Here is a 12,377-nt window from a genome sequence, read left to right as displayed (position 1 = left end):
ACAAAAGATGAAGAGGATATTTTTATTAAAGCAACACATTGGAGCACCAGATACTGCAGCTGTTGCTGTGGGCGATGAGGTAAAAGTGGGTACATTGCTTGCCTATCCAGAAAAACTTGGTGCCAATATTTTCTCTAGCGTAGAGGGAAAAGTTACAGAGGTGAGTGACAGTCAGATTGTGGTTGATGGGGAAGAAAAGGAGGAGGATTTTGTAAAGATTCAAGCGGAAAATCCCCTCGATTGTGTCAAGGCCGCAGGGATTGTTGGTATGGGAGGAGCAGGCTTTCCGACCAATGTCAAATTAAATATTGACTTAAAAGGAGGCTATCTCCTTGTCAATGCAGCAGAATGTGAGCCAGTGCTTGCCCACAATATGCTTCAAATTATGCAGCAGCCAGAGAAAACTTTGCGCGGTGCAGACTACTGTGCAAAAATGGTCAATGCGAGCAAAGTGATTATTGCCATTAAGGCAAAGCATAAGGAAGAGATTGAAAAGTTAAAGCAGTTTTTACCAAAATTTCCATCATTTAGCCTTCATCTTCTGCCAGACCTCTACCCAATGGGAGAGGAGAGAGCAGTTGTGCGTGAGGCACTGGGCAAGCTTCTTCCACCAACTGCATTGCCAAGTGAGGCCGATGCAGTGGTTATCAATGTGGAGACAGTACTTCGTGTGGCTGAGGCCATTGAAGACCATCGACCAGTGATTACAAAAAATCTTACTGTAGCTGGAAAGCTAAAGGGAGAGAAAAAGGTTCATGTATTTATGGATGTTCCTATTGGAACGACGGTCGGCGAACTGATTGAAAAAGCAGGTGGAATTGACGGTGACTATGGTGAAATTGTTATGGGTGGACCATTTACAGGTCATGCAGTGTCATTGGATACTCCAATCACGAAGACAAGTGGTGGAATTATTGTAACAGAGCCATTTGAGGATCTTAATGGTGCAAAGATAGGACTTTTGCTCTGTGCTTGTGGTGGAAATGTCGAGCGAATGGAAGATTTGGCAAAAAAATACAATGCTGAGGTTGTTTCCTACCAAGCTTGTAAGCAAGCACAAGATGTCAAGGGAACACTAAAGTGTGAAAATCCTGGAAATTGTCCTGGACAGGCACAGAAGTGTTTAAACTTTAAAAAAGATGGCTGTGAATACATTTTGATTGGAAATTGCAGCGATTGTACCAACACCGTTATGGGTTCAGCACCAAAACTTGGTTTAAAAGTAATCCATCAGACAGATAACATCTTTAAGACAATGGGCATGGAGCCAATGCGCTACTTGACAAAGTCAAAGAAGGTGGAGGAAGAGCCAGAAGTAAGTGCTGAGGCTCAGGTTCAACCAGAGACCAGTACTGAAGCAAAAGATTACGAGTATTTGACTGTATTGAGCGATGGTGATATTATGATTAGTATCGAGTCAGGCAGTGATATACATATTAGCATTGAGTAAAAAAGAAAGGAACAAAAGATATGTCTATTTCAGCAGAATATGCAAACAGCCACAAGGATAGCCCTGCGGTGCTTTGCTGCCGTGCAGAAAAGGGCGTGGTTTTATCAAGCCACAACCTAGAGGATCCAGAGATTTTTGATGATCTTGTTGATTCTGGATTATTAAAGTTAGACGGCGTATTAAAAATTGGTGAGGTTTTGGGTGCAACTTTATTAGAGACTTGCGACTCATTGACACCTTTGACAAAGGACTTAATTGATAAGGTTCAGTCCATGGAGGAAGAGAAGGCACCAGAGACTGCATCAGAATCTGCTCCTACAACATCAGCACCAGCTGTGCAGGGAGCAACAACTCAGATCAGTGGTGGAATGTTAAAGATTCATATTGGAGAAGGAAAGGGAATTGATATCCAAGTCCCAATTGGCAATGCGACAACAACAGCAGCAACAGCAACAACGGCTGCAACTGGAGTTGGAGCAGCACCAGTTGCAACAGCACAGGCTGTGGCACCAAAGGAAGAGGATATTCTTGTTCGCTCTTTGACAAGAAAGCATTTTAACATCACTGAGGTAAAGAGAGGACCAGAGACAAAGATTGAGGGCACTGTGCTCACCATCCGCGAGGGCATTGAGGCTGAGGCTGTGGACAGTCAAGAGCTTGTGTTGGATTTAAAGATTGATGTGATTACACCAGATATGTATCACACATTTTCTAACACCATTATGGATGTGCAGCCAATTGCAACCAAGGAAGGCGACAGCGAGGTTGGATCTGGTGTGACAAGAGTCCTCGACAATGTGGTTATGGTTGTTTCTGGTACAGATGCCAATGGTGTACAAATCGGTGAGTTTGGATCTTCAGAGGGTTATCTCGATGAGAACATTATGTGGGGAAGACCAGGTGCACCAGATAAGGGCGACATCTTTATCAAGACCAATGTGACCATCAAGGAAAAGACAAATATGGAGCGTCCAGGCCCATTGGCAGCCCATACTGCAACAGATGTCATTACACAGGAGATTCGTGAGGCTTTGAAGAAGGTTGATGAGAGCTTAGTAGTCAACACAGAGACATTTGAGCAGCACAGACATCCTGGAAAGAAGAAAGTTGTTGTTGTCAAAGAGATTATGGGACAGGGCGCAATGCATGATAATCTTCTTCTTCCAGTGGAGCCAGTCGGAGTATTGGGTGCAAAGCCAAATGTAGACCTTGGAAATGTTCCTGTTGTTGTTTCTCCACTAGAGATTTTGGATGGATGTATTCACGCACTCACTTGTATTGGACCTGCATCAAAGGAGATGTCTCGTCACTACTGGAGAGAGCCATTAGTAATGGAAGCACTGATGGACAAGGAAATTGATTTTTGTGGTGTTATTCTTGTTGGTAGCCCACAGATCAATGCAGAGAAGTTCTATGTTTCTAAGCGTGTAGGTATGATGGCAGAGACCATTGGTGCCGATGGTGCATTTGTGACAACGGAAGGATTTGGAAACAACCACATTGACTTTGCAAGCCATATCGAGCAGATTGGTATGCGTGGTATCAAGGTTGTTGGTATGTCATTCTGTGCAAATCAGGGTGCACTTGTTGTAGGTAATAAGTATATGACAGCGATGGTTGACAACAATAAGTCTGAGACTGGAATTGAGAATGAGATCCTTGCCAATAACACACTTTGTCCAGAGGATGCAGTTCGTGCAATGTATATGTTAAAGGCTGAGATGGCTGGTGATGAAATCAAGAAGGCTGAGAAGAAGTGGAATCCAAATGTAAAGACAGCCAATGTCGAGTTAATTTCCAATGTCACAGGAAAGCCAGTTGAGCTTGTGGAGAATGAGACTTCACTTCCAATGAGTGAGAAGTTCAAAGAAAAGTATATGAATGCGTAATACTATGGCAAAGTATACGGACAAGATCATCTACATGGAGGGCATTATCGTTGAGGTTCACGATGGTGCAGTTGGAATTGACCTAAAGGGAAGGCTTGGATATATGAAGATTCCTATGCGCATGTTGATTACAGATTATGAAATCAAGGTTGGGCAGGAAGTTGGCTTTAATATGAGCTTTATCGAACAGCTTGGGCCTGAGGTCAATGAAAAGTATGTTAGTAATATTCGCCATACACATGGGGATAATACATAAAATTTTACATTGAAGATTTAAGAAAGGATAAGATATGGATTTTACAGTAGTAAAGGGTATGCAGTCCGAGATTTTCGTGCCTGTAACACCTGCACCAGTATGGGCTCCTGTAACAAAACCGCTCAAGGACATGACCATTGCCATTGCAACAGCGGCTGGAGTTCATCACAAGGATGACAAGAGATTTAATCTTGCAGGTGATTTTTCATACAGAATTATTAAAGATACAATGCCATCAAGTGAGTTAATGGTATCTCATGGTGGATATGATAACAGTGATGTCAATAAGGATATCAACTGTATGTTCCCAATTGATCGTCTTCATGAGTTAGCAAAGGACGGTGTGATTGGAAAGGTTGCTCCTGTCCATGTTGGATTTATGGGCGGTGGCGGAAACCAGGAGAAGTTTAAGAATGAGACTGGTCCAGCGATTGCGAAGATTTTAAAGGATGAGGGTGTTGACGGCGTTATCCTCACTGCTGGCTGAGGTACCTGTCATCGTTCTGCCGTGCTTGTGCAGAGAGCTATTGAATCTGTGGGAATTCCGACAATTATTATTGCGGCGCTTCCACCAGTTGTTCGTCAGACAGGTTCTCCAAGAGCAGTTGCTCCTCTCGTTCCGATGGGTGCAAATGCAGGTGAGCCACACAATGTAGAAATGCAATACAATATCGTAAAGGATACACTTGAGCAGCTCGAGGTTATCGACCAGCCAGGAAAGATTGTTCCATTGCCATATGAGTATGTTGCAAAGGTTTAAAATTGTAAGATAATAAAAAGTCCCAACCTTGCCGGAATAAACCGGCCGGGTTGGGGCTTTTTTATTGTATGAAATTATTTTACCCAAACACCTGAAGCATCAACTTTGTAGCCATCAGGAGTTGTTGTGTTGACAAGCATATTTCCGTTGTCCTTGTCAAAGAAGTACCACTTGCCATCGATCTCTCTCCAGCCTCTTGCCATATCACCATTGCTTGGCTTTAAGTAGAACCACTGACCAAATTTATTTTGGTACCATCCCTTCTTCATTACGCCATCAGCCTGGAAGTAGTACCAGAGATTGTGAACAAGCTTCCAGCCATTCTGTACAGCTGTTCCATTGTCATCTTTGTACCACCAATCAGCACCGATCTGATTCCAACCATTGTGACCAGCTGCAACATTGATTGCAGAGTTGAGGACATTGCCAGTCGCATTGTTGTTGCTGTTGTTGCTGTGGTTATTGTTGTTTTGTGTGATACCAGGACCAGCATTATTTGGAGCAGTATTTCCGCCCTTCTTTAATCCAATACCAGGTCCCTTAGCAGGGTCAGCAGCAGAATCTGTCTTTAGATTTCCAGGAGCATTGGCACCAGCATTGTTGTTATTGTTGCCATTGTTGTTGCCATTAGTACCATTGTTTGTCATTGGCTTCTTATCTTTGTAGGTCTTTAAAGTATCAGCATCGACATCAAGGAGATCTGACTCAGCAGTTGTATCGGATTGCTTTCCCTTAGTTGAGTATACCTTAAACTTATAAGAACCCTTGCCCTTTTCTACAATGGCCTTGGTAAAGTCATAGTGTGTGGAGCTGGTGGTAATCCAGTTGCCGATAGCCCTCTCACCTCTGTAGAGTCTTACCTTGTAAGTTGTCTTGTCATTTGGCTCGTCCCAGGTAGCAAGTGCTCTCTCAGAGTCATCCCAGCTTGCAGAACCGATGGTGTAATCTTTGTCGTCATCCTTCTTTGAAGATGTCTTTGCAAAAGATGTCAAAGGTGTTGAAACAATGAATGATGATGAAAGCATGCACATAGAAAGACCAAGTGCCATATACTTCTTTAAACTTCTCATAACTATATCCTCCATTTGTAAATAATATCTAACATCTTCTAGTGTACATTGAAAAGTAACATTTGTAAACTTACAATTCTATTGCAATTGGTAACGAAAATATAAACTCTGTGCCAGATCCTTCGGTACTGACGACATCGATGCTACTTTCATGAGCCTGTAAAATCTCTTTGACAATGGAAAGCCCCAGACCACTGCCCTTTTTGTCCTTCCCCCTAGAGGCATCAGATTTATAAAAGCGATCAAAGATTTTTTTTAAATCTTTTTTTGGGACACCGACACCATTGTCCTTGATGGAGACAAAAATGCGGTCATGACGCTGGAAGGAAGAAATAAAAATTGTAGAATTCTCATTGGAAAACTTAATAGCATTGTCAATTAAGTTGTAGAGAACTTGCTGTATTTTACTAAAATCAGCATAAACTTCCAAACTTGCACCGGAGAAAGTTAGATCAAAAATAATCTTTTTGGTTTTGCATTGCATTTCAAAACTGGCTGCAACATCCTTAATCATTTGATTGATATTAAAGTTAATGCGGTTTAACCTTACCTTAGAATCAAGAGAACTTAGGGTTAAAATTCCACCAGTCAACTTCGTTAGACGCTCGGTTTCATTGAGTACACGCTGTAAAAATTTGGGATATTGATCGGGTTTAATGATGCCGTCTAACATTGCTTCTAGGTATCCTTTGATGGAAGTGAGGGGGGAGCGAAAATCGTGAGAGACATTCGCAATAAAGGTTCGTTGATATTCTTCTGAGGCACCGAGTTCATTGGACATATTGTTGAGACTTTTGGCCAGATAGCCCATTTCGTCGTGAGTATTTAGATGAACTTCATATTCCAAATTTCCAGCAGCATACTGTCTAGCTGCTTCGGTGATGGTCTTTAGTGGGCGGTATACGCTCCAATGAAAGACAATTAATATGGCCAAGGAAAGGATAAACACAATAAAAAATGTAATATACACAATATTTAAAATTTGGTCTCGGCTTTCTAGCACCTTGTCAATGGGCAGGTGAATGACCACATAGCCATAGGTGCTATAGTTTCCTGTGATGGGAGCAGACACACTGAGAACGAGATAGGGAAATGAACCAAAGTAATTTCCTGTGCTGTAGGATTTATTTCCTGTGGCAGTCGGATCAAAGTCCTTGATGATATCCCCATTTCGTTCGTCCTTTGAGTCAACAACAATTTTTCCATTCTTATCCATCACCCAAATTTGTGCCCCAAGAAAAGTGGACACAGCTTCAAGTTGAGGGTAGGCCTCATCGAGTTTTAAGTTGCCGACATTATAAAGTGTCGAATAGGAGGTGGCAATTAAGTTGGCCTCATCATAGAGTGTAGAACTTCTCGACTCAATCAAGTAACTGTAGGTGAGTCGAGAAGAAAGAGTGGCGATGGCAATAAAGGCCGTGACACCAAAGATCAGATAGCCAAGCAGAAATTTTAGATAGAGCGAGTGCTGTTTCATCTTCGCACCTCAAATTTATAGCCAATTCCCCAGACAGTCGAAATAGACCAATGTTGATTGTCCTTAATTTTTTCGCGCAATCTCTTGATGTGAACATCCACAGTTCGGGTATCTCCAATGTATTCATATCCCCAAATGTGGTCGAGGAGCTGTTCTCTAGTAAAGACATGATTTGGGCTGGAAGCAAGAAAATACAAAAGTTCAAGCTCTTTTGGTGGCATATCAATATTTTGTCCTTTATAAACCACAGAGTAATTGGTCATATTGACGAGTAGATCGGGATATTCGACATAATCACCATGTTGTTCTTGAGGTTTTTGTGTCTGCACACGGCGAAAGAGTGCCTTTACTCTGGCCATCAATTCCTTAGTGTCAAATGGTTTGACCAGATAGTCATCCGCACCCAGTTCAAGCCCAAGTACTCGGTCAAAGACCTCTCCCTTGGCTGAGAGCATAAGAATTGGGACTTGAGAGGTCCTTCGAATTTCACGACAGACCTGATATCCATCGATGCCAGGAAGCATTAAATCGAGAATCACAATGTCGGGCTTAAATTCTGCAAATAATTTGAGTGCAGATTCTCCATCCAGTGCACTTTTTGTCTGAAATTGTTCTTTCTCGAGATAGAGAGAGACAAGGTCAGAGATGTAATCGTCATCATCAACAATGAGGACTTTGGGTTTACTGTTCATAGATCTCCTTTCATTTTATTTAAATGTTACAATGGTGATAGCTGTTCCGCCATCATCGTATTCAGCGAGGTGGTAGTTCTTTACAAAGCTTTGACGCTTTAAGTAGGCATGGATACCCTTTTGAAGTGCCCCAGTTCCTCGCCCATGGATGATGCGAACATAGTCGAGGTGGGCAAGGAGGGCATCATCTAGATATTTGTCTAGGATGGCACATGCCTCATCCACATTTTTGCCAATGACATTGATTTCAGGGGAAATATGTGCGGCCTTCATCATGGATGAACTGCGTCTTGGCATCTTTGGGGAGAGTACAGGCTCTTTTTCCTGAACAAGTTCGACATCTTTGATATTGACTTGGCTTCTTAAGATACCCATTTGAACAAAGAAATTGCCCTTGTCATTTGGCAGAGTGGAAACCGTACCATTTAAATTCATACTAAAGACATGGACGGTGTCTCCAATTTGCAATTTTTCAGGTTTTTTATCCGCAGATTTCTTTGGCTTTTTCTTCTTTTCCATTTTTTCCACACTCTTTAGGGAATTGCGAAGAGTATCTCTTTCCTTTTCAAGTGCTTTGCCAAGCCCTGCACCAGAAGCAATCTTATTGATATTTTTAATTGTGTTATCTGCAGTTTCCTTGGCCTTTGAAAGAATAGATTCAGCTTCTTCTTTGGCGGCATTGATGATTTTTTCTTTTCGTTCATCTAATTTTTCGTCCTGAAGAGTGTAGTGACGCTTGAGGCTTTCAATTTCCTTCTTGTAGCGCTCAATTTCTAGCCGTTCTTTTTCCATAGTAATGCGGTCTTGCTCTAATTTTACCAATAAATCTTCAAAGCTTTGCTCGTCCTGTGCAATATGTGTTTTTGCCTCGTCAATGATATATTCGGGAAGTCCCAATTTCTTTGATATAGCAAAGGCATTGGACTTTCCTGGAATACCAATGAGGATGCGATAGGTTGGCTGTAAGGTTTCAACATTAAACTCACAGCTGGCATTTTCTACACCAGGTGTGGACAAGGCAAAGACTTTTAGTTCGCTGTAGTGCGTGGTTGCCATTGTTCTCGCCTTCATTCGGTGGAGGAAGGAGAGAATGGAGATGGCCAGTGCAGCTCCCTCTGTTGGGTCAGTTCCCGCTCCCAACTCGTCAAATAGGCAGAGAGATTGGCTGTCGGCCTGATCTAGGATCTCCACGATTCGCTTCATATGTCCAGAGAAGGTGGATAGGGACTGTTCGATGCTTTGTTCATCTCCAATGTCGGCAAAGACATCCGAAAAGACGGCAAGTTCACTTCCCTCAAAGGCAGGGATATGAAGTCCAGCTTGCCCCATCAAGGTAAATAGACCGACAGTCTTTAGAGAAACTGTCTTTCCACCTGTATTTGGTCCTGTGACAATGAGAAGGTCATAGTCTTTTCCAAGCGAAACTGTGATAGGAACTACCTTATTTTTATCCAAAAGAGGGTGACGGCCATCCTTAATGTGAATCCATCCCTTTTGATTAAAAATAGGTTCACTAGCTGTCATTGATTTGGACAAATTGGCCTTGGCATAGACAAAGTCGAGGTGGGTGAGCGTCTCTTGATTGATTCTTAGATTTTCCACAAATGGGGCGGCTTGCTCACTCAAACTCTTTAAAATCGCCTCAATTTCTTTTTTCTCCTGAATTTCAAGTTCTCGAAGTTCATTGTTCATTCGAATGACGGCCATTGGTTCAATGAATACAGTAGATCCTGTGGAACTTTGGTCGTGGACAACGCCAGGAACTTTATTTTTAAATTCACTTTTTACAGGGAGACAGTAACTTCCATCTCTCATGGCAATGACAGAGTCCATTAAATAGTCTCGGTGGGCATTGAGAATGGAATTTAATTCATTGTGCATGCGTGATAGAATTCCCTTTTGCTGTCTTCTCACCTTAGAAAGACCTGGGGAGGCTTCGTCAGCAATCGTCTCCTCCCCAATAATGCATCGAGAAATCTCCTTAGAAAGTGCAGAAATTGGGTCAAGAATGCGGAAATATTCCTCAAGGGAATCAAGATCATCATCTTCCTCGTGCACGCCATAATCTCTGGCGTGAGCAGTGTTTCGTAGGAGTGAACCGATGCGAAGAAGTTCTAAAATACTCAGTGATGAGCCAACTTCTAGGCGTTTTAAGGCCTCGCCGATGTTTTTTACATTGCCAAAACTAATTCCTCCCTTGGTTCGAATGCGAGAGACAGCATCGGTAGTCTCTTTTTGGGCGTGAATGATGTCCTCAAATTGATCGAATGGAAGAAGTTCTTGGCATAGTTTTCTTCCAGGGTCAGAGGTTGCATGGGCAACCAAAAGTTGAATGATTTTTGGGTATTCCAATATTTTTAATGACTTTTTATTCATAATTTTTCCTCTATATAAAAGTAGTATTCTCATAGAGTATACAAAAGCTTGCACAAGTGTGCAATACAAAGTATAATTCAGTTACAATAAAGTTTTGTACTTAAAAGTGAGGGAATAGATGCCTGATAGTAGAGAGAAGAAAGATTTTATCAAGGAAAAGGTCATTGAGCCGGAGAAAGATAAAAAGCAAATTCTACGGCAAATAGGAAAGCGTGTATTGGGATTTAGTATCTGTGGCTTTGTATTTGGAATATGTGCAGTTTTGGCAGCACTTCTGCTATCGCCCTTGTTGCACCACGCCTATCCAAAGCAGACACAGGAAGTAGTAAAAATTCCAAAAGACGCTCCCGATGTACAAGAGGGAGATGAGACAACTTCAGCAAAGGAGACAAGTGAACCTGTAGCTGACATTGTACAATCTGCCATCCAGCAATACCGCTACTCGGCGGAGGATTTTGCAAATATGATTTCTAGTTTAAGTGAGATTGGCAGTGATCTTGATAAGACCATTGTCTCTATTCAGTCAGTCAAAAATGAGAAGGAGTGGTTTGACAACACAGTGCCAACGACAGGGGTTTGTTCTGGGATTGTCATTGCCAGCACAGACAGTGAGTATGTCATCCTTGCCCCAATAAAGGCGACAGGAGGAGCAGACTCTATTGAAGTCACCTTTGACAATGGGGTGGTGAGTGCGGCGACAGTAAAGGGTGTGGACAAAATTACAGGTCTTAGCATTGTTTCTGTGGAAAAGAGCAATCTTGAAGAACGCACATTGCAATCAGTGGGTGCAATTTCACTTGGCAATTCCAATGAGGTTCGAAGAGGACAGGTGATTATGAGCATTGGAAGCCCAATGGGAATGGTACATTCCACAAGCTATGGCATTGTTTCCTATGTCGCAAGAAATATGAGCGTGGTGGATGGAACAGCAAGATTTATCTACACAGATGCAAAACTAGATGCCGACAGTGGCACTTTTATTGTCAATGTCAAGGGAGAACTTGTCGGATTTGCAGTAAAGACAAGCGAAAAGGAAAGTAACGACAGCAGGCGTTTTGTGGTCTATGGCATTTCGGATTTTAAAAATATTTTAGAGCGGATGAGCAATGCAAAGACCAGTCCCTATATTGGCATTCAGGGAGCGGAAATTCCATTAAATATGCGAGAGGCGGGAACACCGGCAGGCATTTATGTGACCAGTTGTGCGAATGATTCACCAGCTTATGTAGCTGGAATACAGGTGGGCGATATTGTTACAGATGTGGGAAGCATTTCGGTCAAAAATATAGGTGAGTACAAGAAGGCACTGGAAGGCCTAAATGTTGGAGAGAGCATTTCTGTTAAGGTAAGACGCAGTAGTGTGGGAAAGTACAAAGAAGTTGTATTTACAGTCAATGTGGGTGCAAGATAGGTAGGTTAAGAGAGGAAAAAAATGAAATATATTTCGACATTTAGAGAAGGTATGCACATATCAGAGATATACCTTTGCAAGAGTAAACAAATTCAATTGACAAAGGCAGGTAAGGAGTACGAAAGCCTTTTATTGCAGGATCGCACAGGAACCGTGGATGCCAAGATTTGGGATTTGGGCTCACCAGGAATTGGGGACTTTGAGGCACTAGATTACATTGCCATCGAGGCCGATGTCACCATTTTTAATAATAATTATCAGCTCAATGTGAGGCGAGTGAGAAAGGCAAGGGAAACGGAATATCTTCCATCCGACTATTTGCCAGTGAGCGAAAAGGACATCAACCAGATGTACAATGAATTGGTACAGGAGTTGGATACAGTGAAGAATCCATATCTCCATGAATTGTTGATATCACTATTTGTTCGAGATCAAGAATTTGTTCGAAAGTTTTGTTTTTCCTCTGCAGCAAAGAGTGTACACCATGGATTTGTCGGAGGACTTTTAGAGCACACACTGAGTATCACAAAACTATGTGAATACTATTGCATTGCCTATCCATTTTTAAATCATGATTTATTGATTACTGCGGCACTCTGTCATGATATTGGAAAGACCATAGAGTTATCTGCATTCCCAGAAAATGACTACACAGATGATGGTCAATTGCTCGGACATATTATGATCGGTGTAGAGATGATTAATGACAAGGCAAGAGCCATTGAAAACTTCCCAAGGAAGGTGCTCTTGCAATTAAATCATTGTATTCTTGCCCATCACGGGGAATTAGAGTATGGCTCACCAAAAAAGCCAGCCCTTGTGGAGGCCATGGCTTTAAATCTTGCAGACAACACCGATGCAAAATTAGAGACAATGAAGGAAATTTTTGCCTCTGGAGATATAAATGTACAATGGATGGGATATAATCGCCTGCTGGAAACCAATATTATGAGAACAGATATAGAATAGAAGATGCCAAGAGGTTGAGATAGAGGA

The 12,377-nt window shown here is 42.1% G+C and carries 10 protein-coding genes; 6 read left to right on the top strand and 4 right to left on the bottom strand.

The window, feature by feature from the left end; all coding sequences use genetic code 11:
- Window positions 1–7 precede the first annotated feature (7 nt).
- From prdC to prdB, 4 genes are read left to right on the top strand one after another with little or no spacing between them, the layout of a single operon-like run.
- Window positions 8–1,450: a proline reductase-associated electron transfer protein PrdC gene (gene prdC / locus J5A74_02975; GenBank protein QUI96304.1), complete on the top strand. Its 1,443-nt coding sequence runs from the start codon at window positions 8–10 to the stop codon at window positions 1,448–1,450.
- A 20-nt stretch (window positions 1,451–1,470) separates the two neighbouring features.
- Window positions 1,471–3,339, top strand: a complete 1,869-nt coding sequence (gene prdA, locus J5A74_02970) for a D-proline reductase (dithiol) proprotein PrdA (GenBank protein ID QUI96303.1) — start codon at window positions 1,471–1,473, stop codon at window positions 3,337–3,339.
- Between the two features lie 4 nt (window positions 3,340–3,343).
- On the top strand, window positions 3,344–3,595 hold the full coding sequence (locus J5A74_02965) for a hypothetical protein (GenBank protein QUI96806.1): 252 nt from the start codon (window positions 3,344–3,346) through the stop codon (window positions 3,593–3,595).
- Window positions 3,596–3,629: 34 nt separating this feature from the next.
- On the top strand, window positions 3,630–4,355 hold the full coding sequence (prdB, locus tag J5A74_02960) for a D-proline reductase (dithiol) protein PrdB (GenBank protein ID QUI96302.1): 726 nt from the start codon (window positions 3,630–3,632) through the stop codon (window positions 4,353–4,355).
- A gap of 74 nt (window positions 4,356–4,429) precedes the next feature.
- On the opposite strand, the gene J5A74_02955 is transcribed toward prdB, so the two are convergent.
- The 4 genes from J5A74_02955 to J5A74_02940 all read right to left on the bottom strand — a co-directional run bounded on the left by J5A74_02955 (window position 4,430) and on the right by J5A74_02940 (window position 9,970).
- Window positions 4,430–5,425: an N-acetylmuramoyl-L-alanine amidase family protein gene (locus tag J5A74_02955; protein ID QUI96301.1), complete on the bottom strand. Its 996-nt coding sequence runs from the start codon at window positions 5,423–5,425 to the stop codon at window positions 4,430–4,432.
- A 70-nt stretch (window positions 5,426–5,495) separates the two neighbouring features.
- A complete protein-coding gene (locus tag J5A74_02950; GenBank protein QUI96300.1) occupies window positions 5,496–6,902 on the bottom strand; it encodes a HAMP domain-containing protein in 1,407 nt (468 codons plus the stop codon).
- Window positions 6,899–7,594: a response regulator transcription factor gene (locus tag J5A74_02945; protein QUI96299.1), complete on the bottom strand. Its 696-nt coding sequence runs from the start codon at window positions 7,592–7,594 to the stop codon at window positions 6,899–6,901. Before J5A74_02945 ends, J5A74_02950 begins: the two co-directional genes overlap by 4 nt.
- Window positions 7,595–7,609: 15 nt before the next feature.
- Entirely contained in the window at window positions 7,610–9,970 is a 2,361-nt protein-coding gene (locus J5A74_02940) for an endonuclease MutS2 (GenBank protein ID QUI96298.1), read from the bottom strand.
- Between the two features lie 118 nt (window positions 9,971–10,088).
- Here J5A74_02940 and J5A74_02935 point away from each other — a divergent pair, with 118 nt between their 5' ends.
- Both J5A74_02935 and J5A74_02930 read left to right on the top strand, forming a co-directional pair.
- Complete coding sequence (locus J5A74_02935; protein ID QUI96297.1) at window positions 10,089–11,381, top strand: serine protease; 1,293 nt, start codon at window positions 10,089–10,091, stop codon at window positions 11,379–11,381.
- A 21-nt stretch (window positions 11,382–11,402) separates the two neighbouring features.
- Window positions 11,403–12,350, top strand: a complete 948-nt coding sequence (locus J5A74_02930) for an HD domain-containing protein (protein ID QUI96296.1) — start codon at window positions 11,403–11,405, stop codon at window positions 12,348–12,350.
- The last annotated feature ends 27 nt before the right edge of the window (window positions 12,351–12,377 follow it).

The organism is Lachnospiraceae bacterium oral taxon 096 (assembly GCA_018141845.1).
Taxonomy (GTDB): domain Bacteria; phylum Bacillota; class Clostridia; order Lachnospirales; family Lachnospiraceae; genus F0428.
This window is presented reverse-complemented; position numbering and strand designations above follow the sequence as displayed.

What these genes read in the sequence shown, in the direction of transcription:
- J5A74_02935 (QUI96297.1), top strand. Translation starts at nt 10,089, where the DNA reads ATGCCTGATAGTAGAGAGAAGAAAGATTTTATCAAGGAAAAGGTCATT.
- J5A74_02940 (QUI96298.1), bottom strand. Translation starts at nt 9,970, where the DNA reads ATGAATAAAAAGTCATTAAAAATATTGGAATACCCAAAAATCATTCAA.
- prdC (QUI96304.1), top strand. Translation starts at nt 8, where the DNA reads ATGAAGAGGATATTTTTATTAAAGCAACACATTGGAGCACCAGATACT.
- J5A74_02950 (QUI96300.1), bottom strand. Translation starts at nt 6,902, where the DNA reads ATGAAACAGCACTCGCTCTATCTAAAATTTCTGCTTGGCTATCTGATC.
- J5A74_02955 (QUI96301.1), bottom strand. Translation starts at nt 5,425, where the DNA reads ATGAGAAGTTTAAAGAAGTATATGGCACTTGGTCTTTCTATGTGCATG.
- prdA (QUI96303.1), top strand. Translation starts at nt 1,471, where the DNA reads ATGTCTATTTCAGCAGAATATGCAAACAGCCACAAGGATAGCCCTGCG.
- J5A74_02930 (QUI96296.1), top strand. Translation starts at nt 11,403, where the DNA reads ATGAAATATATTTCGACATTTAGAGAAGGTATGCACATATCAGAGATA.
- J5A74_02945 (QUI96299.1), bottom strand. Translation starts at nt 7,594, where the DNA reads ATGAACAGTAAACCCAAAGTCCTCATTGTTGATGATGACGATTACATC.
- J5A74_02965 (QUI96806.1), top strand. Translation starts at nt 3,344, where the DNA reads ATGGCAAAGTATACGGACAAGATCATCTACATGGAGGGCATTATCGTT.